A 25,029-nucleotide genomic window follows, 5' to 3' on the forward strand; every position below is an offset into this window, starting at 1 on the left:
CCAGCCTATGCCGACGCGAGATCCGTCATGCCGGACCCTGAGGAATCAGCCGCGGACGAGCGGCATGATCGCGCGGACCCGCGCATCACGCAGGTACAGCCCGCCCCACACGAAGATTCCGACGTACACCGGGGACAGGATCGTCGACAGCAGCGGCTGCTCGGTGAGGATGTTGCACGCAACCGCCCCACCGAGATATCCGGTGAGCAGCACGGCGCCGAGAATCGACGTGACCGGTACCAGATACAGCGCCAGGCACACGAGCATCACCACGCCCATCACGTAGGGCGCGTAGTCGGGGAAGCCGTACTCCGCCATCGAATCGCGGACCGGCTCGATGTTCGCGAGGTGGATGCCGGCGTCGAACAGCAGAAATGCCACCACCAGAGCAGTGACGACGAGCCCGACGACGCGGGCCCGCGACGACACGGTGGCGGCGGGGGCGGTGCGGGTGTGGGGGACTGCGGCGGTCATGGCGAGCTCCGTTCGTCGGGACGTCCCGCGCCGGATGCGCGGAGCCTTTGCCCTACAGACCGGACCTCCGCCCGAAACTCATCGCGAACTCATCGCGAACGCGTCGCGGAACCAGTCGATTCGGCTCCGAACCGCACACGGCTTCGATAGCCTCCGCCCAACCGCGTCCGATTCGCCTGCTCAGGAGGTTCTGTGACGTTCGAGATGTCCCGTCGCCGGTTCGTGAGACTGGGCGCGGGCGCCGTCGGCGCTGCCGCGGTGGGATCGCTCCTGCCGCCGTCGCTGCAGGCTGCCCTCGCCTCGCCGGTTCCACCGGGTGGGCTGGAGTCGATCGAACACGTGGTGCTGCTGATGCAGGAGAACCGCGCCTTCGACCACTACTTCGGCACCCTTCGGGGCGTTCGTGGCTTCGGCGACCCCAACGCGCTGACACTGCGGACGGGACGGACCGTGTACGAGCAGCCCGACCGGGACTCCGTGGTGGTGCCGTATCCGATCCGGGACGCCGCGGACGCGCAGCGGATGGACACCCAGAACGTGGACGCGCTCGACCACGAGTGGGCCGGTGGGCAGGCCGCCGTCGCGGGCGGCTGGCACGACGGCTGGATCCCCGCCAAGACCGCCGCGACGATGGCGCACTACGACCGGCTCGACATCCCGTTCCAGTTCGAGCTCGCCGAGTCCTTCACGGTGTGCGACGCCTACCACTGCTCGGTGCCCACCTCGACCGCGCCCAACCGCAACTACTGGATCAGTGGCTACACCGGATTCGAGGCCGACGGTTCCCGCGCGGTCACCAACGACTCGTACATGCCGTGGCACGGCGGCTACACGTGGACGACGGTGCCGGAACGGCTCGAGACGGCAGGGGTGAGCTGGCGGACGTATCAGGAGTGGGACAACTTCACCGACAACAACCTCGAGTACTTCGTGCGGTTCAAACGGATCGTGCACGCGCTGCTCGGGCATCCCGTGCTGGTGCCCTACCAGTTCCCGACGCTCGCCGCGCTGTACGTCGCGTTACCGCTGCTGCCGACGGACGTGCAGAACCTGCTGTCGGGGTGCCTCGACGAGGGGGTGGCGCGACTCGACGCATCGGACCGCCGACTGTACGAGCGGGCGCTGCGCCGCGAGCGGCCCGGCACCCTCGCCGACGTGTTCCGCGCCGACGTCGAGGCCGGCACACTGCCGCAGGTGTCGTACCTGGTGCCGTCGACCGTCGACTCCGAACATCCCATGGGGTCGTCGCCGGCCGCGAGTGCCACGCTGGTCTACAAGGTGCTCGATGCGATCGCCTCCGACCCCGACACCTGGGCGAGGACGGTGGTCCTGCTCAACTTCGACGAGAACGACGGCTACTACGACCACGTGCCTCCGCCGCTGCCCCCGCGGGACGTCGCCGACGAGTACGTGGGCGACAAGCCACTGGGCCTCGGGCCGCGGGTGCCGATGACGGTGATCTCGCCGTGGACGGTCGGCGGGTACGTGTGTTCGCAGGTGTTCGACCACACGTCGGTCACCCAGTTCCTGGAACGGCGCTTCGGGTTCACGCAGCCGGAGATCGGCGGGTGGCGGCGTACCGTCGCGGGCGACCTGACGTCGGCGTTCGACTTCGACAACCCGCGGGTCCGGCCGCCGCTGACCCCACCGCCGCCCGCGCCGCCGCTCACCCCGCGCTGGAAGCCGGCACCGCCGGAGAAGCAGCGAATGCCTCTGCAGGAGAGTGGAACCCGCCCCGCTCGCGCGCTGCCGTATCAGCCCGACGCTGACGCCGTGTTCGACGCCGGATCGCGGGAGGTGTCGGTTCGGATGCGCAACACGGGTGCCGAGAGTGCGCATCTGGCGCTGTACCCGTACGCGGGCGAGTTCGAGCTGCCCCGGCACTACGACGTGCTCGGCGACCGCGCCGACACCGTCCCGGTCCCGGGAGAGCGCTACGACCTGACAATCCTGGGCCCCAACGGTTTCCGCCGTGAGTTCGGCGGATCGTTGGGCGGACCCGGCGCGGCGGTGCAGGTGGTCACGTCGGTCGACGCCTCCGGGCGAACACTGCGGGTGACCGCGGCCAACTCCGGCCCCGCCGGTGTCACGGCAACGTTCGACGGCACCTCCGTCGTGCTCGCGGCGGGTGCGGAACGCTCCTGGACCGTCACGTCACGACGGGGGTGGTACGACGCCGCCCTCACGATCGCCGAGGACCCGTCCTACCGACGCCGATGGATGGGACACATCGAGAACGGATCGGAGAGCGTCAGCCAGGAACCGGTCGAGGTCGCCGCGACCGGGGACCTGACCCTGCTGCCGCAGCCGCCCGCAACCGGTTCGGTGGGCCTGCCGACGTCAGGCCTCGGGTCGTAGGTCACACGGGAAGTCGGGAACGGGATCGATATCGAATCCTCTCCACTTTCAACGTATAACGCAGTGGGGGCCTTGTGGCAAGACCCCGGTCGTGTCGCAGAATCGTCCGCCGGAAACGTAAACGGCGGAGGGGGAAACATGTTCGACGTGATCATTGCCGGGGCCGGGCCGACCGGTCTGATGCTCGCCGCAGAGTTGCGACTGCACGGCGTGCACACGCTCGTGGTGGAGAAGCAGCCGGAGCCGGCCGCATTCGTCCGGGCGCTCGGTCTGCACGTGCGCAGTATCGAAATCATGGACCAGCGCGGTCTGCTGGAGCGGTTTCTCGCACACGGCAAGCAGTTCACCGTCGGCGGGTTCTTCGCGGGACTGAGCGACAAGTGGCCCGGCGATCTGGACACCGCCCACTCCTACGTCCTCGGCATTCCGCAGCCCGTCACCGATCGCATCCTGGCCGAACGGGCGTCGGAGCTCGGCGCCGAGATCCGACGCGGCTGCGAACTGGTCGGACTCGGTCAGGACGACGACGGCGTGACCGTCGAACTGGCCGACGGGACACGCCTGCGCTCACGGTATGTCGTCGGCTGCGACGGCGGCCGCAGCACGGTGCGCAGACTGCTCGGCGTCGGCTTCCCCGGAGAGCCCAGCAGGGTCGAGACGCTGCTGGGGGAGATGGCGGTGTCCGTGCCGCCCGAGACGCTGACCGCCGCGGTGGCCGAGATTCGCAAGACCCACAAGCGATTCGGCTTCATGCCACTCGAGGACGGGCTGTACCGAGTCATCGTTCCCGCCGCCGGCGTCGCCGACGACCGCGATGCCGCGCCGACGCTCGAAGACTTCCGAGGGCAGTTGCACACCATTGCCGGAACCGACTTCGGCGTGCACTCACCGCGTTGGCTCTCCCGATTCGGCGACGCCACACGCCTGGCCGAGCGCTACCGGAGCGGCCGGGCGCTGCTCGCCGGCGACGCGGCCCACATCCACCCGCCGACCGGCGGGCAGGGACTCAACCTCGGCATCCAGGACGCGTTCGACCTCGGCTGGAAACTGGCCGCCGAGGTGGACGGCTGGGCGCCGGAGGGGCTGCTCGACAGCTACCACGACGAACGGCATCCGGTGGCCGCCGCGGTGCTCGACAACACCCGCGCGCAGATGGAACTGCTGTCTCTCGAGCCCGGCGCCCGGGCGGTCCGGCGGCTGGTCGCGGAGCTGATCGAGTTCGACGAGGTGAACCGGTACCTGATCGAGAAGATCACCGCGATCGGCGTCCGCTACGACCTCGGCGACGGACACGAACTGGTCGGCCGGAGGCTGCGGGACGTGCCGATGGCGCAGGGTCGGCTCTACGAGCTGATGCACGGCGGACGCGGCCTGTTGCTCGACCGGACCGGCCGCCTTTCGGTGGCGGGCTGGGCCGATCGGGTCGACCACGTCGTCGACGTCGACGCAGAACTGGACGTGCCCGCCGTGCTGCTGCGGCCGGACGGGCACGTGGCGTGGGTCGGTGACGAGCAGCGGGACCTCGCCGACCACCTGCTGCGCTGGTTCGGGATACCGGGCGACTGAACTCCGGCGAACCGCTATGTCGTCGCGACGAAACGCATGTCCATCCATCGGATCCAGCTGCCGGAGTCGTCCTGCCGTTCCCACCGCGCCGTCATGGACGATCGGTCCGTGGACGGCCACAGGGTGCTGCGCATCCCGTCCCCACGGAACGTCCAGGACCCGTCCGCGTTCAGGTGCGCGGTCATCGTGCCGTACGCGCCGGAGCCGTCGAACGCACGCATGGCGTACGTGTCGGTCACCGCGTCGTGCTCGCCGATGAGCTCCAGCGCATGCACGTGGTCGTCGCCCATCATCACGTCCACACGATGGACGATCCATCTCCCGCCGGGCATCCATTCGTACTCGTCGGTGCCGTCGATCCTCGAGACAGCCTTCCCGTCCTCGTCGAGCACGGTGCCCGAGGTCTTCCACCGTCCGATGATGGTCTCGAACGGGCGCATGGTCTCGGTTGTCACTGTCATGGAGGTCCTTTCGTGGTCGAGCGACGTGGCACCCCAGTGCACACGGCGATCGGCGGTTCACTCGGGTAGACCGGCCGACGGTGGAAAACTCATCGGTCCGAACTCTGCCTCATGACGCCGCCCATGTCCGCTGAACCGCATGGAAAACGCACCCGCTGCGACCGGGGGAGGTGGCCGCAGCGGGTGCGTCGTATGGGGGAGATCAGGCCTGGAGGCCGGCCTCGATCTCGAGGTTGATGGCGATCTTGTCGCCGACGACGGCGCCGCCACCCTCGAGCGGCATCTCGATGCTGATGCCGAAGTCCTTGCGGTTGATCGTGGTCGAGGCCTCGAATCCGGCGACCGGACCGTTGCCCATGCCCGGGTTGACACCGAGGAACTCGAGCGCCAGCTCGACGGGCTTGGTGACACCGTGGAGCGTGAACTCGCCCTCGACGACGAAGTTCGAGCCGGCCGGGCGAACGGCGGTGGAGACGAACTTCGCGGTCGGGAACTGCTCGACGTCGAAGAAGTCGGCCGACTTGATGTGGCCGTCGCGCTGCTCGTTGTTGGTGTCGATGGATGCGACCTGGATCTCGGCCTGCACGGACGGGGTGCCGTCCTCGGCGACCGTGATGGAACCGCTGAAGTCGTTGAACGTGCCACGGACCTTGCTGACCACCAAGTGGCGGACCATGAATCCGACGGTCGAGTGGGTCTGGTCGATGGCCCAGGTGCCGGCGGACAGGTTGGGCAGGGCGATGGCGGTGGTCATGTGTGCTCCCGAATGCAAGTAGTTGAAACTTCAAAGACTGTGGTTACAACGGTGGCAGCGGTTCACGCATTCCGCAAGTGGACGTGAGGCCGGTCACAGTCGCGTCCGGGGCCTCGGGCACACGGTCACCTCGGTCGCGGAGTGTTCGTGCCGGTAGCTGCCGCCAGCACGGCACGCAGCGCGGACGCCGTCACCGACTGGTCGAAGCCGACACCCCAGCGCGTCGTCCCGTCGCCGTTGCTGCACTGGGCGAAGGTGACGGCTCGGCTGTCGCTGCCCGAACCCACCGACTCCTGCCCGAGCGAGAGCACCTCCACGGTGCGGCCGTGCGCGGCCAGGATTCGGGTGAGCGCCTCGACCGGCCCACTGCCCGAGGCCTCGCCGGTCACGGTGGACCCGTCGAATTCGGCCCGCACCCGCAGGTGGTCGCCGCCCTCGTGGTGCTCGATCGACCACTGGCCGAGCTTCCCTCCGAAGCCGTACTCGGTGTGCAGCAGTTCCCACAGCTGCTCCGCGGTGATCTCTGCACCGCTGTCGTCGGTGGCCCGCTGGACGCGCTTCGCGAAGTCGATCTGCAGCGGTCGCGGCAGGTCGATGCCGTATCCCGTCTGCAGCAGGTACGCGATCCCGCCCTTGCCCGACTGGCTGTTCACGCGGATCACCGCCTCGTAGTCGCGTCCCACGTCGCGTGGATCGATCGGCAGATACGGCACGTCCCACGGCGCTTGGCCCGGGTCGATCTCGGCCGCCTCGGCCGCCGCGTAGTGGTGCGCGAACCCCTTCTTGATCGCGTCCTGGTGGGTGCCCGAGAACGCGGTGTACACCAGGTCGCCGCCGTACGGGTGCCGCTCGTGCACGTCGATCCGGTTGCAGTACTCCACCGTTCGCTTCACGGCATCGATGTCGGAGAAGTCGATCATCGGATCGACGCCCTGCGCGTGCAGGTTCAGGGCGAGCGTCACCAGATCGACGTTGCCGGTGCGCTCGCCGTTGCCGAACAGGCAGCCCTCCACGCGTTGCGCGCCGGCCAGCACGGCCAGTTCCGCGCACGCCACCCCGGTGCCCCGGTCGTTGTGCGGGTGCACCGACAGGATCACCGAGTCGCGCCGCGCCAGGTTCCGGTGCATGTACTCGATCTGGTCGGCGTACACGTTGGGTGTCGAGATCTCCACCGTCGCAGGCAGATTGTGAATCACGGGGCGATCCGGCGAAGCATCCCACAGCTCGGTGAGGCTGTCGCACACCTGCAGCACGTAGTCGGGTTCGGTCAGGTTGAACACCTCCGGCGAGAACTCGTACCGCACTCCCGGCTGGTTCTCGCCGCAGCGGGCCACGTCCTGGGCGGCGTCGAAGATCAAGCGGTGCAGCGCGTCCCGGTCGTGGCTCAGTACGACGTCGCGCCACGTGGGGGCCGTCGCGGTGTACATGTGCAGCACGACGTTCGGCAGTCCGCGCACCGACTCGAAGGTGCGCTCGATCAGATCCGTTCGGGCCGCGGTGAACACGACGATCGTGACATCGTCGGGCACCAGGGACTGCTCGGCCAGATCGCGGACGAAGTCGAAGTCGGTCTGGCTCGCCGACGGGTAGCCGACCTCGATCTCCTTGTAGCCCATGGCGACCATGAGGTCGAAGAAGCGTCGCTTGCGGGCCGGATCCATCGGTTCGGCGAGGGCCTGGTTGCCGTCGCGCAGGTCGACCGGCACCCAGAGCGGCGCGACGGTGGTGCGGGCGGTGGGCCAGTGACGTTCGGTGAGCGGCACCGGGACCCGCTCGGTGTACGGGCGGTAGCGGTGGCTGGGCATGGACGACGGGCGCTGGCGATTCCAGTTCATGGCGGGACTCCTGTGCGGATCGAATCGGTCGACCGGCGCGACGGAACCCCGCGGCGGGGTGCCGGTCCGGTCAGACCCCGCCGCGGCAGCCGAGGAGCAGTCCGCGATCAGTCATGCAGGCTAAGCTAGACCAGAACAACTTGTCTGACAACCTGAGGAGTTTGATTGGCTGCCCCACTGAGCCGAAGCCTGCTCGCCGATCAGGCAGCTGACCAGCTACGACGCCGGCTGCAGGCGGGGGAGTGGGCGATCGGCACGAAGCTGCCCGGCGAGACCACGCTGGCGGCCGAACTCGGCATCGGACGGTCCACGGTCCGCGAGGCACTTCGGATGCTCGCCGGGCAGGGGATGCTGCGGCCGAAGCAGGGCTCAGGGGTGTTCGTCGAACGTCTCGAACCCGAGGCCGACGGCTGGGAGGCGGTGGTGCGGACCGAGGCGATCGCCGCCGTCGTCGAGGTGCGCACCGCGATCGAGGTGGAGGCCGCCCGGCTCGCGGCCTCGCGCGCCACCGCCGCCGACATCGTGGTGATGCGCCGGGCCCTGGACCTGCGTGCGGCCGCTGCCGACGCACCCGACCGGGAGTTCGTCGACGCCGACATCGAGGTCCACCGCGCCGTGGTCGTGGCCGCACACAACCCGGTGCTGACGGAGCTGTTCGAGACGTTCACGCCGCGTCTGGCCGAGGCGCTGGTCGACATGATCGGGCTGCTGGGGCTGCGGGATCGGCACGCCGAGCCGAACGCCGACGAACACCTCGCTCTCGTCGACGCCATCGCGGCAGGTGACGTCGAGGAGGCCGTCCGGGTCAGCCGCGCGCACCTCGAGGCGATGGCCGCCGATCTCGGCTGACGGCCGAGGTCACTCGCCGGGCGGCCGCGACCGAGGCGTCTCGACGTGCGGTTCGCGAATCGACGACGTCGGATCCGTGGCGATACCGCGCTCCGGCAACGCCGTAGTGTCGCGCTGTTCGAGTTCGGCGTCGAACCCGGAATCCTCGTGCTGCCGATCCCGGAAGAGGAACAGGAAGACGATCCAGCCGACGATCGCGACGAGGATGAAGCTCACGCCCCGGTAGACGAACGCGGCCGCCACTGCCTGCGACGCGCTGATGCTCGCGGCGGTGGTGAGGGTCGCGATCAGCGTCGCATCTACGTAGACCAGGCCGCCCGGCGCGCCCGGAATCGTCGCGACCGCCTTGCCCGCCGCGAACGCGATCAGCAGCCCCGGGAGCAGCGGCTCGGCGCCGATCGCGAAGCACGCCGCGCCCAGGCACACGACGTCCGCGATGCGATGGATCGCCGACCAGCTCAACGTCAGTGCCGCATCACGCTTACCCAGCTGGACCGAGTCGAGCTGCTCGATCGTGGTCCGCACCGCGTCCATGCCCGTGTCCGCAGGCTTGCCGCGGAGTCGGTTCACCCTGACCAGCACCCACCGCGCCGCAGCCCCGATCGAATCGGGATGCGCCGAGACGTACCGGCCCGCGTACAGCAGCGCGACCAGCCCGGCCACCGAGAAGATGAGCGTGAACGGACTCACCGACCCGCCGACCAGCAGCGCACCCGACACCCCGATGAGCGCGAGCCCCGCAGCGGCGATCACGCCCGAGATCGCGAGCTGCCACGACGCCACCACCGGGCTGGCGCCCCACCGTCGGGTCTCCTTGTAGGTGAACGCCGTGGAGAAGACCTGCCCCGCGGGCAGCGTCAACGCCATAGCCGTCGACCCGTAGATCACCGCGACGGACTTGCGCTGGCTCACCGCCACGCCGCCGGCATGCAGCAGTTGCTTCTGCACTCGGCCGTAGCCGCTGAGCGACACCGCCTGCGCGACGATGCACAGCGCCAGCCAGCCCCAATGGATCTCCGACAGCGCCTGCCACGACTCGTGCAGCCGCGGCCACAGGTAGATGCCCTCGCCGATCAGCAGTGCCAGCAGTAGGACGCCGGCCACCCACTTGACCCACCAGAAACGACCGCGCGGCCGACTCGTGTCGCCACCTCGGGGGTCGGGCTCCGGCTGTGCCACGAGCCCAGCGTAACCATGCTTGCTCACATCACTCCGGATACAGCACCGGCCACGCCAGATGTGTGTTGCGGCGACGGCCGCGCAACTGCACCTGATCACCCAGCTCCCAGTGCGCCTGCTCCTCGTCGTCGGCGAAGTACAGGGCGCTGGTCGAGGCGAGGACCCGGCTCGGCCGCAGCTTCGCCAGCTCGGTGAGACGGGCCGCCTCGTTCACCGGGTCGCCGATCACCGTGTACTCGAACCGCTCCGCGGCGCCGATGTTGCCGGCGACCGCGAGGCCCGCCGACACCCCGATGCCGATGTCGAGGCCGGTGATCTCGTTGAGCGCGAACCGTAGCTCGCGTGCCGCCGCGAGCGCCGCGGTCGGCGCGTCCGGCCGGTCCAGCGGGGCGCCGAAGATCGCCAGCGCCGCGTCACCCATGAACTTGTTGACGAAACCGTTGTGCCGGTCCACGACGTCCACGATGACCCGGAAGAACTCGTTGAGCAGCTCCACGACCTCGCCCGGCGGACGCTCGGCCGCCGCACCGGTGGAACCGACCATGTCGACGAACAGGACCGCGACGAAGCGGGTCTCGCCGCCCAGCTCGGTGCCGAACTGCAGCGCACGCCGGGCGACGTCCTCGCCGACGTGCTGTCCGAACAGCTCGCGCAGCAGCTTCCGCTCGTCGGACTCGCGCATCATCCGGTTGAAGCCAACCTGCAGGCGGCCGATCTCGGAGCCGTCGAACACCTCCACCCGCACGTCCGTCTCGCCGCGCTGCACCCGCTCGATCGCGCGGCGCAGCTGCCGGATCGGGTCCGAGATCTGGCTGGCGGTGAGCATCGACAACGCGAACGCCTGCCCGATCGCCATGATCGACAGCAGCAGGATCGCCCACGCCAGCGCGCCCGGCGAGAAGTTCAGATCGGTCGTGAGCTGGGTGACGCACAGCAGGATGATGCCGATGACCGGCATCAGCGTGCCCAGCCCCCACGTCATTGCCAGCCGGGTGCCGACGCCGGGCGCCATCGTCCGGTCGAACTGCCCCTCGCTGAGCGCCTGCGCCGCGACGGGACGCAGGATCCGCTCGCCGAGCATGTACGTGAAGCCGAACGTCGTCGTCGCGGCCATGCAGACCGTGACCACCACCGCGATGGAGAGCTGCGGCATCTCCTCGACCGTCAGGAACACGAAGATCACGCCGCCCAGAAACCACAACACCAGGTGCACGATGGCCTGGCGCAGCGGCGCGTGCAGCGCGGCCATCTGCTCGCTCCGCGTCGGCGGGCCACCCCGCAACTGCCAGCGGATCACCGAACGCAGCATCATCGCCGCGGCCGTCAGACTGACGGCACCCGCGAACACCAGGTACATGCTGAAGACCGCGAAGTTCCGGACGTGGTCGTTGATGATGGCGGCAGACTCCGGAATCGGGATGCCGTAACGGACGAACGCGAACACCAACACCGCGCCGATCAGGTTCGCCCCGAGCATCGAGAGCATGTAGAGAGGCCAACGACTACGAATCGTCAGCGCCACTGCTCGGTACGAAGCCCACACGACCTCATAATTTAGCGGGACATACTTCGCGACCCTGCAGCGCACACGGTTGCCGCGCCGGACGGTCGTTTCGCCGCCACCGACGGTCGTCCTCCCGATACGCTCGCGCGGTGAGCGACAAGGAGCCGGAAGAGGCCGCCGCACCGGCGGAATCGGCGGTGTCCGCGGCCCCGGGGACCGGCCCGGCACGGCCGGCGTCGGACTCGGTCCATCCGCTCGTCCGGGTGGGTGCCGCATGGACGTGGCGTCTGCTGGTGCTGTTCGCCGGCCTGCTCGCGCTTGGGTTCGTCGTCTCGAAGCTCGAGACGGTCGTCATCCCGGTCGCGATCGCCCTGCTCGCGTCGGCGCTGTTGGTGCCGGCCGTCGACAGGATGCACCGCCGCGGCGTGCCCCGATCCGCGGCCGTGATCATCGCGGTCGTCGGCACGATGGGCGTCGTCGGCGCGATCCTCGCGTTTGTCGTGGAACAGTTCGTCGAGGGCCTGCCCGGCCTGAGTGACCAGTTCACCGCCAGCGTCACCACGGTCCAGGAGTGGCTCACCGAGGGGCCGCTGCACTTCAGCGAGGACCAGATCCGGCACGCCGGCGACAACGTCGTCAAGGCCATCCAGTCCAACCAGGAAGCGCTGACCAGCGGCGCGCTCACCACCGCGACCGTCGTCGGGGAGATCTTCGCCGGTGCGTTCCTCACCCTGTTCACGCTCATCTTCTTCCTGTACGGCGGCGACCAGGTGTGGGAGTTCGTCACCCGACTGGTCCCCAACAGCCAGCGCGGACGCGTCCGCCTCGCCGGACGGCAGGGGTTCAACTCCCTGGTCGGCTACACCCGGGCGACTGTCGCCGTCGCCGCGGCCGACGCGATCGGTATCGGCGCCGGACTCGCGATCCTCGGCGTGCCGCTGGCCCTGCCGCTCGCCTCCCTCGTCTTCATCGGCGCGTTCATCCCGATCGTCGGCGCCTTCGTCACCGGCTTCCTGGCGGTCCTGGTCGCGCTGGTGACCAAGGGCCTGCTCACCGCGCTGATCGTGCTCGGCATCATCATCGGCATCATGCAGCTCGAGGGGCACGTGCTGCAGCCGCTGCTGCTGGGCCGGGCGGTCCGCCTGCATCCGCTGGCCGTGGTCCTCGCGATCACCACCGGCATCGTGCTCGCCGGCATCGTCGGCGGTCTGCTGGCCGTCCCGATCGTCGCGTTCCTGAACACGGCGGTCCGCTCACTGTGCGCCGAGGACCAGGAGGAGGCGTACGCGTCCCTCGCCGATACCGACCCCTCGGTGCCGTTGTTCCCGGCCGAACCGGACGAACCGGACGACGGAGACGTCGGTCGCCCCGCCACGCCACGCGACTGAGAACTATCCTTGCCGGAATGGAGGCAAGAGATCTGCGGGTGTCGGACGCGGAACGCGAACACGTCGGTGAGTTGCTGCAACGTGCGGTGGGGCAGGGAATGCTCTCGCTCGGCGAGTTCACCGAACGGATGGACACCGCGCTCGCGGCGAAGACCCGGGGCGAACTCAACGCGGTGCTGGCCGATCTGCCGGGAATGCAGATCGACCCGACATACCTCGCCGGTCAGCACCCCGGGACGGCACCGGCACCCGTGGCGCCGGGTTCTCCGCCCGCGCCGGTCCCGGTCGCGGGTCCGCCGGCCGGGCAGATCGCCGGACACTCGGCGCAGCAGCCCCTCGTCATCCGCAGCCGCATGTCGACGATCACCCGCAAGGGTCGCTGGCACGTTCCCCCGAACATGTTCCTCGACTCCCGGATGGGCACCTCGACCCTCGACTTCACCGAAGCCGTCATGCAGACCCAGGTGGTGCATCTGACGGTCGACGACTACTGCGGGTCGATCACGCTGGTCGTTCCGACCGAGGCGACAGTCGACCTCAACGACGTCGACGCCGTCGCGGGTTCGGTGTCGAACAAGGTCCGGACCGGTCCGCCCTACGGGCCGCTGCACCTAGTGGTCCGCGGCCGGGTGCGGTTCGGGTCGATCACCGCACGCCACCCGTACGGCACGACGTTGCGCAAGATGCTCGGCAGCTGACGGTCAGTCGTCGTCGCGGTGGCGGGCGAGGAGTTCGCTGACGCTCACCGCGACCCCGTCACCGCGACGATGACGCCCGGTGTCGGTGTCGGACACCTCGTCGTCCGCGCCGTGCCGAGGCTGGGGCTGGGGCTGGGGAGCCTGCCGGGGCTCGGGCTCCGGGGTGGATGATGCGGGTTCGGGATCGGCAGCGGGCGTCACGACCGGCATGGCAGCCGTGTTCGGTGCTCGCAGCGCGGCCAGCCACGCGACCTCTCCGTCGTCGTCGGAGGTGGACGGGCGCGGACGACGGCTCTCCGGCTTCGGGGCAGAGGCAGAGGCAGAGGCAGGGGCAGGGGCGGCGGCCGGATCGGTGGTCGCCGGCGTGGTCGGATTCTGCGGCTGCTCGGGTCGTGCGGAACCGCGACGTGGCGTTGCCGCACGGGCCCGGGGGGCCGTCGCGATCCGGGGGATCGGCTGCGTGAGGGGGTCGGCGTCACGAGTCGACGCGGCCGGGACCATCGCGTGAACCTGCTCGGGGTTCGGCCGAGCGGCCGGTGCATCCGTCGCCGTCAACTCGGGCACGTCGCCCGGGAGACGTTCGTCGTCGAGGATCGGCTCGCCGAGCCCGATCCTCTCCTGGATGCGCTTCATCCACGCCGGTGCCCACCAGCAGTCGTCGCCGAGCATCTTCATCACTGCCGGCACCAGGAACATGCGGATCAGCGTCGCATCGATGACGAGCGCGGAGATCATGCCGTAGGCGATGTACTTCATCATCACCAGTTCGGAGAAGCCGAATGCGCCGGTGACGACGATGAGGATCAGCGCGGCCGCGGTGATGATCCGGCCGGTGTGGGCGGTGCCGATGCGGATTGCTTCGGTGGTGCTCGCGCCCTGCGATCTGGCCTCGACCATGCGGGAGAGCAGGAACACCTCGTAGTCGATGGACAGGCCGTAGATGATCGCGACGATCAGCACCAGGACGGGTGATGTGATCGGGCCGGGTGTGAAGCCCAGCAGGCTCGAGCCGTGGCCGTCGATGAAGATCCAGGTGAGGATGCCGAGGGTCGCGCCGAGACCGAGCGCGCTCATCAGCACCGCCTTGATGGGCAGCACGAGCGATCCGAATGCCAGGAACATCAGCAGCGTCGTGATGGTCAGGACCGTGACGATCATCAGAGGCAGGTTGCCGAGCAGTGCGCTGATGCTGTCCTGCTCGATCGCCGGGGTGCCCCCGACGAGGACCTGCACGCCGTCCGGGATCGGCATGGCCCGCAGGTAGTCGATGGTCTCCGCGGAGTCGTTGCGGTCGACCAGGCCGGCCTTGAGGACCTGGACGCCGTCCTTCGCCGGTCCGGTGATCGAGAACTTCTCGACCAGGCCGGGCGCGCCGCTGGCGGTCTTGAGGATCTGGCCGACTTCCGCGCCTTCGGCGCCGGTGATCACCAGTTTCACCGGTTCGGTGCGGTTGCCGGGGAACAGTTCGTCGAACTGCTCCTGCGCGACGCGCGTCGGGTTGTTCGTCGGCAGGTAGTTCTCGTTGATGCCGCCGAACTTGATGCCGGTCAGCGGGATGATCAGCAGCAGTAGACCGACCACGATGGGGATCGTGACCTTGAGCGGATTGCGCATCACCCAGCGCGTGAGACGGCCCCAGATGCTGGACTCGATCTCCTCGGTCGATTTGATCTGGCCGAACCGTTTGAGACCGAATTTGTCGATCCGCCGGCCCAGGATGCTCAGGATCGCCGGCAGCACCGTGACCGAGGTGAACGCCGCCAACAGCACCGTCGCGATCGCGCCGTAGGCGACGGATTTGAGGAAGCCCTGCGGGAACAGGATCAGGCCGCCGATGCTGACCGCGATCATCGTGGCGGAGAACAGCACGGTGCGGCCCGCGGTCATGACGGTGCGGCGCACGGCGTCGCGGGTGTTGCGGCCGTCGCCGAGTTCCTCACGGAACCGGCTGACGATGAACAGGCCGTAGTCGATCGCCAGACCCAGGCCGATCAACGAGACGACCGATGCGACGAATGCGTTGACCTCGGTGAAGTGCGTGATCAGTCGCACGATGCCGTTGGCGCTGATGATCGTCAGGCCGCCGACGATCAGCGGCAGCGCCGCCGCGACCACGCCGCCGAACACGAAGAACAACAACACCGCGACCGCCGGGATCGCGAGGATCTCCATGCGTTTGATGTCGTTGGCCATCGTGTCGTTGATCGCGCTCGCGACCGGCTGCATGCCGGCGAGCTGGACCTCGACGCCGTCGATGGCGAACGAGTCCTTGATCTCACGGAAGTTGTTGGTGATCGCGGTGTCGTTGTCGCCCTTCAGCGCGATGCTGGCGATCGCGTGACTGCGGTCCTCTGTCGCCAGCGCCGGGAGCCGTGGCGTGTTCGGCAGTGCGAAATAGCTGCCGTTGAACTTCGCCACCTGGTCGGGATGTTGCTCCAGCAGGCCCTGCAGGCTGGCCGAGACCTTCGCGCTGAACTCCGGGTCGTCGACCGTCTTGCCATCGGGGGCGGTGTACATCGCGACGACGTCACCGTTGGTGTCCCGGCCGAACGTCCCGTCCGCGAGCTTCGCCGCGGCGACGGACTCGGAGCCGGGGTCGTCCCATCCGCTCTGACTGAGGTGGTCACCGAGACCGGAACCGTAGGCGCCCAGCGCCAACAGTCCGGCCACCATCACTGCGATGACGGTGAATCGGGCTCGGTAGACCAGATCTCCCCAGCGAGCAAACACGTATGGACTCCTCAGCGCCCGACGAGCAGGGCGGAAAGCGGGCGGAACGGCTGCAACCAGGCGCCCTCGTCGGGCAGGGACTCCAGGCTCACCCGTGGCAGCGGCTCACGGAAGACGCCGGGAATGTCCTCGAGATCGACGAAGTCCAGGATGTCGGACGAGACCGCCCAGCTGGCGTGCTCGCGGAACCCGAGAACCTGCACCGGCACGCCGGTTGCTGCGATGTCCTCCAACGGCTCACGGAAAGCCTGTCCGTCGGCGGAGGCGACCATGACACCGGCCAGACCCTCACCACGGCGGAGCTCGATGTGGTGGAGCATGTCGGCATCGACGTCGCTGTCCTCCTCCACCTTGGGCTTGGCGAACACCGCGAAACCCACATTACGCAAGGCCTCCACCCAGGGGCGGACAACATCCGCGCTACCAGGGGCGATGTTCGTGAAGACCGTTGCCTCGGGCTCGAGTGCGGCCGTTTCGGTGGCGGAAAGCTCGGCCGTACGGGACAGCAGCCAGCGGCCCAGCGCGTCGAACCGCGGCCGGTACGCGGCGGTCGGTCGACCGCCGAGGATTGCGCCCAGGCCCATGTCGAGATTGGGGGCGTCCCAGACGAGCAGTACCCGCTTGTTACGGACCTCGCGACCGTTGCCCTCGGGGGAGTTGGTGGCCGTGTCCGGCGTGCTGAGACTCATGACTTGATCTTCCCCCAGATGAGTTCGGTGATGGCGCTTCCGACCTTGTGTGCCTTGTCCTCGAACTTCGTGACCGGTCTCTCGTGGGTCATCGGCGACTCCCAGTCGAGTTCGGTGAGCAACGGCTCCGCGTTTCCGGCCTCCGCGATCGCTTCCGCGTACTCGGCGTGATCCGTCGCGACGTGCAGCACGCCACCCGGCTTCAACCGGCTCGCGATCAGCGCGAACGTGGGCGCCTGCAGCAGTCGGCGCTTGTGGTGGCGGGCCTTGGGCCACGGGTCCGGGAAGAAGACACGGACGCCGGTCAGGGACTCGGGCGCGACCATGTTCTCGAGCACCTCGACGGCATCGCCGCGCAGCACCCGGACATTCGGGATGTCCTCACGCTCGACCGTCTGGAGCAACTGCGCCAGACCCGGCCGGTACACCTCGACCGCAATCAGGTTCACGTGCGGCTCGGCCTTGGCCATCGCGGCCGTTGCGGTGCCCGTTCCCGAACCGATCTCGATGATCAGCGGGGCCTCGCGGTCGAACCACGCCGTGGTGTCGAGCAGTTCGTCGCCCACCTCGGCGCCGATCTTCGGCCACATCCGGTCCCACGCGCCCTGCTGCGGGTCCGTCAGCGAACCGCGCCGGGACCGGAAGCTCGTCACCCGCGGGTACAGGCGCGACCCCCGCGACTCACCGGTCGTCTCGTCGGCGGCGGAGTCCGCGCCAGAGGTGTCGATGTCGTCGTGCGGGATCTCGGGTGCGTCCTGATCGGCGTCGTTCACCCGACCATTGTCACGTATGTCCACGACCACGGGCCGACTCGGTCGGCAGATAATATGGACACTTTGGTCTGGTTCGGTGGCGGGGATACCCCGAAATCCAGGCGTTCCCGCTGGTAGTTGTCGGTATTCTCGGCGGCGCAGAGACCGGACGGGTGAGCGGGTCGGGTGGGGGAGGTAACGGTGGGGAACGAAGCCGTCGTGGGGAACAGAGCCCCGAGAATGCCGAAACCGGCGCAACTGGACCGGTTCGCCGCAGCTGTCGGCGGCGCACCGCTGCGTGCGCTGGACGAGTACCGGAAGCCGATCCGGATCCAGGTCGTCGGCCGTGCCGGTTCCGGACGCACCACGACAGTCCGACTGCTCGAGGGCGCCGGGTTCACGGACGTAGGGGAGTCGACAGCCGTCGACGCCCCCGGATCGGTGGATCCCGCGTTCGACGGCGACGTCGTCGTCTACGTGCTGGCCGGTGCTCCACGCACGCCCGACGTCGAGGCGCTGCGGCGCGCACCCCGCGATGTCACCGTCGCGGTCCTCGGCAAGGCCGACACGCTCGGATCCTGGGCGGTGGCGGTGCGTACGGCGATCGAGTGCGCCGCGGAGACCGGGGTGCGGACCGTGCCGATGGTCGCCGGCCCGAACACCTCCGCCACATCCACCACCTCCGTCGGCGTCGACGACGTCGTGGCCACCGTCGCCGACACGGTCCGCGGCGCGCAGGCCGCGCGGACCCTGACCCTGCTGCACGCGCTCGCGGAGGCCGCGGCCCGCGGTCCGCACCGGGATGCGGTCGAGCAGTACCTGCGCGGCGACGAGGCGGTGTACGCGGCGGCCCGGGCCACCGCAGCGCTGCCCGACGGCCCCGCGAATCGACGACGGGCCGAATCGGCTGCCCGTCGCGCCCGCGTCCGCGACGCCGTGCGGTCCCCGGCGGGGCACCCGTGACCCGGATCGACGGGATCCCGCCCGACGCGCAGCGGATAGTCGAGCGGTGGAACCCGGAGGATCTGCGCGGTGCGCTGGACGGTGCACGGGGCAGGGCCCGGTGCGTACACGTGGTCGCGGTGCGGGGAATCGACCCGGGACCGGTCCTCGAGGCCCTCGCGCCGTTCGCGCCTGTGATCGACGCGCCGGACGGCGCCGCCGTCGTGGTGATGGTGCTCGACGTGGCGTCCGTCCTGGGGCGGGACGAACTCGCCGCGCTCGACGCGACCGCTCACGACGTCGAACATGTCGTCTTCGTATCGAGCGGCGCCGGTGATCATCCGGACCGGGAGACGGTCCGGGAGCGGGACGAGGCGCTGCTGCGGGCGCACTCGGCCCGCTTCGCCGACGTCCGGATCCTGTCGTCGCCGGACCGGTCGGCCGCGGCGGTACGTGCGGCGCTCGCCGAGGACCCGGAGACCACCGCCCGCCGCAACGCGCGCCGCGGAGCGGTCTCGCTGGTGGAACGGACGTGCCGACAGATCGTCGCCACCGCGCGGGCCCTGCGCGACGGCAGTGATGAGGCCGCCTCCGCGCTGCGTGCGCGCCGGAGCCGGCTAGCGAGGGAGCGGGACGGGGGACGGGCCGAGCGGCTCGGCCGGCTACGGGCCGACATCCAGCGCGCCCGCGTCGACCTGCTGCACGAAGCCGGCGGGCGTGTCCGGGCGGTGTCGGCGGCGGCCCGGACGGAGATCGACCGCGCGGGACGCCGCGAACTGGCGGCCTTCCCGACTCGGATGGGGGACCTGGTCGATGCGGCCACCGCCGAGTTCGACGCCGCCGTCGAGCGGCACCTCGGCGAGCTGATCCGGCGGGCCGGGGTGCCCGACGTCGCGCCGCCGGTCGCGGGTCGGCCGGCGACCCCGCCGCCGGGACCGGAGCCGCGTCACCGCGGTGTCGAGGACGGGATGATGGTCGTCGTCGGCGCATCGGCGGGCGTGGGCCTCGGACGTCTCGCGGTGGCGCCGATCTCGATGGTGCCGGCGCTCGACATCGCGACCATCCCTCTCGCCCTCGCACTCGGTGGCGCCGCGGCCTGGTGGCTCGCCCGGTCCCGGCGCCTGGTCGCGGACCGGGCGCACCTGCGGCAGTGGGCGTCGGACACCACCGCGCAGCTGCGGTCCGAGCTGGAACAGCGGGTGCTGGGCCGGATCCTCGAGACCGAGGCCGCGGTGGGTGCCCGCATCGTCGCGGACAGTCGCGCCGCCACCGTCGCCACCGACGAGGAGTTGGCGGCCCTCGACGTCGAGGTGCGACGCCTCGCGACGGAACGCAGCGGCCGGCTCGCGTCGTGCGAGCGGGACCATGCCGCCCTCCTCCGGGTGCTCGACGCACTCGGGGCGCCGACGAACGCGGTGGAACCGGGTGGGGTCGCGGTGCGTCCAACGTCGTAGCCACAGTTGTAGTGGCACGACCAGTGGGAGGCATCATGATCAGCACCGACGATGTGACGGGAATCCAGCCGGACGTCGATCCGGACTCGTTCGGGGCCGACTCGGGTGTGGTGCACCTGACGGGGCTCGCGCACGACATCGACGGTGACGGCATCCTCGACACCCAGACCTTCGAAGTCGACGACGCGATGATCGTCGCGACCGATCTGGACGGTGACGGCGACGCCGACCACCTGACCATCGTCGGCGGCCACGGCGACTACTCGTCCTGGGAATTCCATCGGGACGCGGACGGCGGTGAGCGGTGGGAACGCACCGACGAAGGGACCCTCGGCGGGTAGCGAACACGCAGGCCCGTCGCCACGGCCGGATCCCGTCGGCGTCTGAATCGTTCCTGTGACCGAACCGACGACACCCGGTTCCCCCAAGCTGGACGCGCGGCGTTAACCTCTATAGCTAGGACACCCGGCACCCGTGTCCTTCGTTCGTTGTCCACGGTGACGTACGTGAGCAGCGGCGGAGTGGGCGGGCTGCACCCCGCCGAGAGGGGGAAATCGGTTCGGCTTACCTCTCAGCCCCGTCATGTGCGGGGCTGACGTGGTTGGATCGGTTCCCGGCCCCACCCCAGGAGAGTTTGATGACCTCAGCGACCATCCCCGGTCTGAACGGAACTGACGGCACGCCCCCCACTGAGCACAGCGAGCTGCTCGCCTGGGTGCAAGAGGTTGCCGAGCTGACCCAGCCCGACCGGGTCGTCTTCGCGGACGGCTCCGACGAGGAGTGGGAGCGCCTGACCGATCAGCTCGTCGAGGCCGGGACGTTCACCCGTCTCAACGAGGAGAAGAAGCCGAACTCGTTCCTCGGCAACTCCGACCCGTCCGACGTTGCGCGCGTCGAGTCCCGCACGTACATCTGCTCGAAGGAGCAGATCGATGCCGGCCCGACCAACAACTGGATGGACCCGACCGAGATGCGGGCCCTGATGACGGACCTGTACCGCGGCAGCATGCGCGGTCGCACCATGTACGTGGTGCCGTTCTGCATGGGCCCCCTCGGCGCCGACGACCCGAAGCTGGGCGTCGAGATCACCGACTCCGAGTACGTCGTCGTCTCGATGCGCATCATGACCCGCATGGGCAAGGCCGCGCTCGAGAAGATGGGCACCGACCGCCCGTTCGTGAAGGCACTGCACTCCGTGGGCGCACCGCTCGCCGAGGGTCAGGCAGACGTCCCGTGGCCGTGCAACGACACCAAGTACATCACCCACTTCCCCGAGGACCGCGAGATCTGGAGCTACGGCTCCGGCTACGGCGGCAACGCACTGCTGGGCAAGAAGTGCTACTCGCTGCGCATCGCCTCCGCGATGGCGCACGACGAGGGCTGGCTGGCCGAGCACATGCTGATCCTCAAGCTGATCTCGCCCGAGGACAAGGCCTACTACGTCGCCGCCGCGTTCCCGTCGGCATGTGGCAAGACCAACCTCGCGATGATCCAGCCGACCATCCCGGGCTGGCGTGCCGAGACCCTCGGTGACGACATCGCGTGGATGCGCTTCGGTGAGGACGGCCGCCTGTACGCCGTCAACCCGGAGTTCGGTTTCTTCGGCGTCGCGCCGGGCACCAACCACGGCTCCAACCCCAACGCCATGAAGACGGTCGAGGCGGGCAACACCCTGTACACCAACGTCGGCCTGACCGACGACGGTGACGTGTGGTGGGAGGGTCTCGAGGACACCCCCGAGCACCTGATCGATTGGAAGGGCAACGACTGGACCCCCGAGTCCGGCACCAACGCTGCCCATCCGAACTCGCGTTACTGCACCCCGATGTCGCAGTGCCCGATCCTGGCTCCCGAGTGGGACGACCCGCAGGGTGTGCCGATCTCGGCGATCCTGTTCGGCGGACGTCGTAAGACCACGGTTCCGCTGGTCAGCGAGTCCTTCGACTGGCAGCACGGCACCTTCCTCGGCGCGACGCTGTCGTCCGAGCAGACCGCGGCCGCCGAGGGCAAGGTCGGCGCCGTGCGCCGCGACCCGATGGCGATGCTGCCGTTCCTCGGCTACAACGCCGGCGACTACCTGAACCACTGGATCAACCTCGGCAAGAACGCCGACTCGGAGAAGCTCCCCAAGATCTTCTACGTGAACTGGTTCCGTCGTGGCGACGACGGCCGCTTCCTGTGGCCCGGTTTCGGCGAGAACTCCCGCGTGCTGAAGTGGATCATCGACCGCATCGAGCACAAGGCCGACGCCGTCAGCACCCCGATCGGCTACGTCCCGACCGCCGCCGACCTCACGCTCGACGGCCTGGACGTCGAGGCCGCGGATGTCGACGAGGCCCTGACGGTGAACGTCGACGAGTGGAAGGCCGAGATCCCGCTCATCGAGGAGTGGCTCGAGTTCCTCGGCGAGAAGGTTCCGTCGGGCGTCCGCGACGAGTTCGAGGCCCTGAAGCAGCGCCTGGGCTGATCTCCCCGCTTCGACCGAATGTCACATCGGTTCAGTTCGACTGAACCGATGTGACATTCGGCGTTTCAGGGGGTGATGGTGGAAGGATGCCGCACCGGATAGTGTCGACGTGCGTATACGTTCGTACCTGTGCGGACCCGGTGGAGTTCCGTTCACGGCAGGATGGTGCAATGAACCAACCTGACAGCAACCGACACCGACCAGGCTGCCGACGTGGCCACGAGGAGGATCCGGCATGGGGATCTACAACAACGTCACCGAGCTCGTCGGACGCACCCCACTGGTGCGCCTGAACCGTCTCACCGAGGGCCTCGGCGCCCAGGTGGTCGCGAAGCTCGAGTTCTACAACCCGGCCAGCAGCGTCAAGGATCGCATCGGTGTCGCGATCATCGACGCCGCGGAGGCATCCGGTGAGCTGAAGCCCGGCGGCACCATCGTCGAGGGCACGTCCGGCAACACCGGCATCGCGCTCGCGATGGTCGGCGCGGCCCGCGGCTACAAGGTCGTTCTGACGATGCCGGAGACGATGTCGACCGAGCGTCGCGTCATGCTGCGCGCGTTCGGCGCCGAGATCGTCCTCACTCCCGGCGCCGAGGGCATGGCCGGCGCGGTGAAGAAGGCCGAGGAGCTCGTCGCGCAGACCGAGAACGCCGTCCTGGCACGGCAGTTCGCGAACGCCGCCAACCCCGAGATCCACGCGCGCACCACCGGCGAGGAGATCTGGGCCGACACCGACGGCGACGTCGACATCTTCGTTGCCGGGATCGGCACCGGCGGCACCCTGACCGGCACCGGCCGCACGCTGCGCAAGTACAAGCCCGAGGTCACGATCGTCGGCGTCGAGCCGGCCGACTCGCCGATCCTCAACGGCGGCCAGCCCGGTCCGCACAAGATCCAGGGCATCGGCGCGAACTTCGTGCCCGAGGTCCTCGATCGGGAGATCTACGACGAGATCATCGACGTCGAGTTCGACGACGCCGTCCGCGTCGCCCGCAGCCTCGGCACCGACGAGGGCATCCTCGGCGGCATCTCGTCGGGCGCCAACGTGTGGGCCGCGCTCGAGCTGGCCAAGCGTCCCGAGAACGCCGGCAAGACCATCGTCGTCGTCGTGCCGGACTTCGGTGAGCGCTACATCTCCACCCCGCTCTTCGAGCACATCCGAGGCTGAGCATTGTGAGTGTCCTGCGCACGATCCGGGAGGATCTCCAGGCAGCAAGGGGCCAGGATCCGGCCGCGCGCAGCAACGCCGAGAACGCCGTCGTGTACTCGGGCCTGCACGCCATCTGGTCGCACCGGGTGGCGCATCGCATGTGGGCCAAGCCCGCACTGCGCGGCCCGGCCCGGATGCTGGCCCAGTTCACCAGGTTCCTCACGGGCGTGGAGATCCACCCGGGCGCCACCATCGGGCGGCGGTTCTTCATCGACCACGGCATGGGTGTCGTGATCGGCGAGACCACCGAGATCGGCGACGACGTGATGATCTACCACGGCGTCACGCTCGGTGGGCGCTCGCTCGCGAAGACCAAGCGGCACCCCACGATCGGCAACCGCGTCACCATCGGCGCCGGCGCGAAGGTACTGGGCCCGGTGGTGATCGGTGACGACAGCGCGATCGGCGCCAACGCCGTCGTGACCCGCGACGTCCCCGCCGACGCCATCGCGACGGGCATCCCGGCATCGGTGCGGCAGCGCAAGAGCCACGAGCAACTGGTCGATCCGACGTCGTACATCGATCCGGCCATGTACATCTGAGCTCGGCTACCCAGCTGAAGGGTCCCTTCATGCGCTGACAGCGACTGAAGGGACCCTTCAGCTTTCCCGGGCGTCCGCGTACCGTGTCGATCTTGGCGACGGCCCCGCCGAGGACGGTCCTCGGTACCGGTGAGCCGTCGGGTGGGGAGGGCGTCCGTGGGCGTCTATGCGGTCAGCGGTTCGGCGTCGGGCATGGGGCGTGCGGTGGTGGACAGGCTGACGGCCGCGGGGCACACCGTGATCGGTGTCGATCTCGCCGGGGCCGAGGTGGTCGCCGATCTGTCGACCGTCGCGGGGCGTAGTCGCGCTGTGCGGGAAGTGTTGTCGCGGTCCGGAGGCAGGCTCGACGGTGCGGTGCTCGCCGCGGGAGTGGGCCCGGCGCCCGGCGCCGACCGGCTGCCCCTGATCGGTGCCGTGAACTATCTGGGTGTCGTCGAACTGCTCGACGGGTGGCGCGCTGCCCTGGCTGCGTCGGGCGATGCCAAAGTGGTTGTGTTCGGAAGCAATTCGACGACAGTGACGCCCGCGGTGCCGCGACGTACGGTCAACGCCTTCCTGTCCGGTGATGTGGACGGAGCGGTGCGGTCGGTGCGCTGGTTCGGGAAGGGCTCCGCACCGATCCTCTACGCCGGATCGAAAATCGCTGTCACCCGGTGGGTTCGCCGGCACGCGACGGGCGCGGGGTGGGCCGGAGCCGGGATCCGGCTCAACGTCCTCGCCCCGGGTGCGATCATGACCCCGTTGCTCGAGAAGCAACTCGCGACACCGGCGGAGGCGAAGACGGTCCGACGCTTCCCCGTGCCGGTCGGCGGCTTCGGCGATGCGGGGCAACTCGGGGACTGGGTTGTGTTCATGCTCTCGGACGCCGCGGACTTCCTCTGTGGGAGTGTCATTTTCGTCGACGGCGGATCAGATGCCTACTTCCGCGCGGATTCGTGGCCTCGGCCGGTCCCGGTGACGCGCATCGTGCGCTACCTGACGCGGTTCCTGCGGCATCCCGGCTCCCGGTGATCAGCTGAAGGGGCCCGTCATGCGCTGGGCGGGCGTGACGGGCCCCTTCAGCTCTTTCGGGGTCCCGACGCGGCGCGATGTGGTTCGGTGATCGTGGCGTGGGACGATCAGTGCGCTGATCTTGTTCGGTCTCGGACCGAAGCGAGTTCGGTTGGCGTCACATCGT

At 69.1% G+C, this 25,029-nt stretch carries 21 protein-coding genes; 12 read left to right on the forward strand and 9 right to left on the reverse strand.

Annotated elements, in window-relative coordinates:
* Positions 1–45: 45 nt before the first annotated feature.
* Positions 46–474, reverse strand: a complete 429-nt coding sequence (locus tag AC1RIF_RS18950; RefSeq protein ID WP_492602913.1) for a DoxX family protein — start codon at positions 472–474, stop codon at positions 46–48.
* 192 nt (positions 475–666) lie between these two features.
* On the opposite strand from AC1RIF_RS18950, the gene AC1RIF_RS18955 reads away from it, so the two are divergent.
* Both AC1RIF_RS18955 and rox read left to right on the forward strand, forming a co-directional pair.
* A complete protein-coding gene (locus tag AC1RIF_RS18955; protein WP_492602914.1) occupies positions 667–2,832 on the forward strand; it encodes a phosphocholine-specific phospholipase C in 2,166 nt (721 codons plus the stop codon).
* 138 nt (positions 2,833–2,970) lie between these two features.
* Complete coding sequence (gene rox, locus AC1RIF_RS18960) at positions 2,971–4,398, forward strand: rifampin monooxygenase (protein ID WP_492602915.1); 1,428 nt, start codon at positions 2,971–2,973, stop codon at positions 4,396–4,398.
* Positions 4,399–4,412: 14 nt separating this feature from the next.
* Here the strand turns inward: rox and AC1RIF_RS18965 are convergent, their stop codons facing one another.
* The 3 genes from AC1RIF_RS18965 to AC1RIF_RS18975 all read right to left on the reverse strand — a co-directional run bounded on the left by AC1RIF_RS18965 (position 4,413) and on the right by AC1RIF_RS18975 (position 7,448).
* Entirely contained in the window at positions 4,413–4,859 is a 447-nt protein-coding gene (locus AC1RIF_RS18965) for a hypothetical protein (protein WP_492602916.1), read from the reverse strand.
* 202 nt (positions 4,860–5,061) lie between these two features.
* Positions 5,062–5,613 carry a YceI family protein gene (locus AC1RIF_RS18970; RefSeq protein ID WP_492602917.1) on the reverse strand — a complete coding sequence of 184 codons (552 nt, stop codon included), beginning with the start codon at positions 5,611–5,613 and terminating at the stop codon, positions 5,062–5,064.
* Between the two features lie 125 nt (positions 5,614–5,738).
* Complete coding sequence (locus tag AC1RIF_RS18975; RefSeq protein WP_492602918.1) at positions 5,739–7,448, reverse strand: 2-isopropylmalate synthase; 1,710 nt, start codon at positions 7,446–7,448, stop codon at positions 5,739–5,741.
* A gap of 165 nt (positions 7,449–7,613) precedes the next feature.
* Between AC1RIF_RS18975 and AC1RIF_RS18980 the strand changes: the two genes are divergently transcribed.
* Positions 7,614–8,297 carry a FadR/GntR family transcriptional regulator gene (locus tag AC1RIF_RS18980; protein WP_492602919.1) on the forward strand — a complete coding sequence of 228 codons (684 nt, stop codon included), beginning with the start codon at positions 7,614–7,616 and terminating at the stop codon, positions 8,295–8,297.
* A gap of 9 nt (positions 8,298–8,306) precedes the next feature.
* Here AC1RIF_RS18980 and AC1RIF_RS18985 read toward each other — a convergent pair whose 3' ends face one another.
* Complete coding sequence (locus AC1RIF_RS18985) at positions 8,307–9,476, reverse strand: lysylphosphatidylglycerol synthase transmembrane domain-containing protein (protein WP_492602920.1); 1,170 nt, start codon at positions 9,474–9,476, stop codon at positions 8,307–8,309.
* 28 nt (positions 9,477–9,504) lie between these two features.
* A complete protein-coding gene (locus tag AC1RIF_RS18990) occupies positions 9,505–10,962 on the reverse strand; it encodes an adenylate/guanylate cyclase domain-containing protein (protein WP_492602921.1) in 1,458 nt (485 codons plus the stop codon).
* 215 nt (positions 10,963–11,177) lie between these two features.
* Here AC1RIF_RS18990 and AC1RIF_RS18995 point away from each other — a divergent pair, with 215 nt between their 5' ends.
* Together AC1RIF_RS18995 and AC1RIF_RS19000 are read left to right on the forward strand one after the other, a co-directional pair.
* Positions 11,178–12,368, forward strand: coding sequence for an AI-2E family transporter (locus tag AC1RIF_RS18995; RefSeq protein ID WP_492603141.1), 1,191 nt, complete (start codon positions 11,178–11,180; stop codon positions 12,366–12,368).
* Positions 12,369–12,385: 17 nt separating this feature from the next.
* Positions 12,386–13,066 (forward strand): DUF1707 SHOCT-like domain-containing protein, encoded by a 681-nt coding sequence (locus tag AC1RIF_RS19000; protein ID WP_492602922.1) that lies wholly within the window; start codon positions 12,386–12,388, stop codon positions 13,064–13,066.
* Between the two features lie 3 nt (positions 13,067–13,069).
* On the opposite strand, the gene AC1RIF_RS19005 is transcribed toward AC1RIF_RS19000, so the two are convergent.
* The 3 genes from AC1RIF_RS19005 to trmB are packed head-to-tail and all read right to left on the reverse strand — an operon-like array spanning position 13,070 to position 17,276.
* Positions 13,070–15,796 carry an MMPL family transporter gene (locus AC1RIF_RS19005; protein ID WP_492602923.1) on the reverse strand — a complete coding sequence of 909 codons (2,727 nt, stop codon included), beginning with the start codon at positions 15,794–15,796 and terminating at the stop codon, positions 13,070–13,072.
* An 11-nt stretch (positions 15,797–15,807) separates the two neighbouring features.
* Complete coding sequence (locus AC1RIF_RS19010) at positions 15,808–16,485, reverse strand: NYN domain-containing protein (RefSeq protein ID WP_492602924.1); 678 nt, start codon at positions 16,483–16,485, stop codon at positions 15,808–15,810.
* Positions 16,482–17,276: a tRNA (guanosine(46)-N7)-methyltransferase TrmB gene (gene trmB / locus AC1RIF_RS19015; RefSeq protein WP_492603142.1), complete on the reverse strand. Its 795-nt coding sequence runs from the start codon at positions 17,274–17,276 to the stop codon at positions 16,482–16,484. Before trmB ends, AC1RIF_RS19010 begins: the two co-directional genes overlap by 4 nt.
* Before the next feature lie 201 nt (positions 17,277–17,477).
* Between trmB and AC1RIF_RS19020 the strand changes: the two genes are divergently transcribed.
* The 7 genes from AC1RIF_RS19020 to AC1RIF_RS19050 all read left to right on the forward strand — a co-directional run bounded on the left by AC1RIF_RS19020 (position 17,478) and on the right by AC1RIF_RS19050 (position 24,863).
* Positions 17,478–18,200, forward strand: a complete 723-nt coding sequence (locus AC1RIF_RS19020; RefSeq protein WP_492602925.1) for a hypothetical protein — start codon at positions 17,478–17,480, stop codon at positions 18,198–18,200.
* Positions 18,197–19,633: a hypothetical protein gene (locus AC1RIF_RS19025; RefSeq protein WP_492602926.1), complete on the forward strand. Its 1,437-nt coding sequence runs from the start codon at positions 18,197–18,199 to the stop codon at positions 19,631–19,633. Before AC1RIF_RS19020 ends, AC1RIF_RS19025 begins: the two co-directional genes overlap by 4 nt.
* Before the next feature lie 35 nt (positions 19,634–19,668).
* Positions 19,669–19,974, forward strand: coding sequence for a DUF6802 family protein (locus AC1RIF_RS19030; RefSeq protein WP_492602927.1), 306 nt, complete (start codon positions 19,669–19,671; stop codon positions 19,972–19,974).
* A 296-nt stretch (positions 19,975–20,270) separates the two neighbouring features.
* Positions 20,271–22,100, forward strand: a complete 1,830-nt coding sequence (locus tag AC1RIF_RS19035) for a phosphoenolpyruvate carboxykinase (GTP) (RefSeq protein ID WP_492602928.1) — start codon at positions 20,271–20,273, stop codon at positions 22,098–22,100.
* Positions 22,101–22,335: 235 nt separating this feature from the next.
* The gene (cysK, locus tag AC1RIF_RS19040) at positions 22,336–23,268 is read left to right on the forward strand and encodes a cysteine synthase A (RefSeq protein ID WP_492602929.1); all 933 of its coding nucleotides are present in this window, start codon (positions 22,336–22,338) and stop codon (positions 23,266–23,268) included.
* Between the two features lie 5 nt (positions 23,269–23,273).
* Complete coding sequence (gene epsC / locus AC1RIF_RS19045; protein WP_492602930.1) at positions 23,274–23,852, forward strand: serine O-acetyltransferase EpsC; 579 nt, start codon at positions 23,274–23,276, stop codon at positions 23,850–23,852.
* Positions 23,853–24,008: 156 nt separating this feature from the next.
* Positions 24,009–24,863: an SDR family oxidoreductase gene (locus AC1RIF_RS19050; protein ID WP_492602931.1), complete on the forward strand. Its 855-nt coding sequence runs from the start codon at positions 24,009–24,011 to the stop codon at positions 24,861–24,863.
* The last annotated feature ends 166 nt before the right edge of the window (positions 24,864–25,029 follow it).

The organism is Prescottella sp. GW823-FHT02E09 (assembly GCF_058797375.1).

What these genes read in the sequence shown, in the direction of transcription:
- AC1RIF_RS18950 (WP_492602913.1), bottom strand. Translation starts at nt 474, where the DNA reads ATGACCGCCGCAGTCCCCCACACCCGCACCGCCCCCGCCGCCACCGTG.
- rox (WP_492602915.1), top strand. Translation starts at nt 2,971, where the DNA reads ATGTTCGACGTGATCATTGCCGGGGCCGGGCCGACCGGTCTGATGCTC.
- AC1RIF_RS18965 (WP_492602916.1), bottom strand. Translation starts at nt 4,859, where the DNA reads ATGACAGTGACAACCGAGACCATGCGCCCGTTCGAGACCATCATCGGA.
- AC1RIF_RS18970 (WP_492602917.1), bottom strand. Translation starts at nt 5,613, where the DNA reads ATGACCACCGCCATCGCCCTGCCCAACCTGTCCGCCGGCACCTGGGCC.
- AC1RIF_RS18975 (WP_492602918.1), bottom strand. Translation starts at nt 7,448, where the DNA reads ATGAACTGGAATCGCCAGCGCCCGTCGTCCATGCCCAGCCACCGCTAC.
- AC1RIF_RS18990 (WP_492602921.1), bottom strand. Translation starts at nt 10,962, where the DNA reads ATGCTCTCGATGCTCGGGGCGAACCTGATCGGCGCGGTGTTGGTGTTC.
- AC1RIF_RS19000 (WP_492602922.1), top strand. Translation starts at nt 12,386, where the DNA reads ATGGAGGCAAGAGATCTGCGGGTGTCGGACGCGGAACGCGAACACGTC.
- AC1RIF_RS19010 (WP_492602924.1), bottom strand. Translation starts at nt 16,485, where the DNA reads ATGAGTCTCAGCACGCCGGACACGGCCACCAACTCCCCCGAGGGCAAC.
- AC1RIF_RS19020 (WP_492602925.1), top strand. Translation starts at nt 17,478, where the DNA reads ATGCCGAAACCGGCGCAACTGGACCGGTTCGCCGCAGCTGTCGGCGGC.
- AC1RIF_RS19030 (WP_492602927.1), top strand. Translation starts at nt 19,669, where the DNA reads ATGATCAGCACCGACGATGTGACGGGAATCCAGCCGGACGTCGATCCG.
- AC1RIF_RS19035 (WP_492602928.1), top strand. Translation starts at nt 20,271, where the DNA reads ATGACCTCAGCGACCATCCCCGGTCTGAACGGAACTGACGGCACGCCC.
- cysK (WP_492602929.1), top strand. Translation starts at nt 22,336, where the DNA reads ATGGGGATCTACAACAACGTCACCGAGCTCGTCGGACGCACCCCACTG.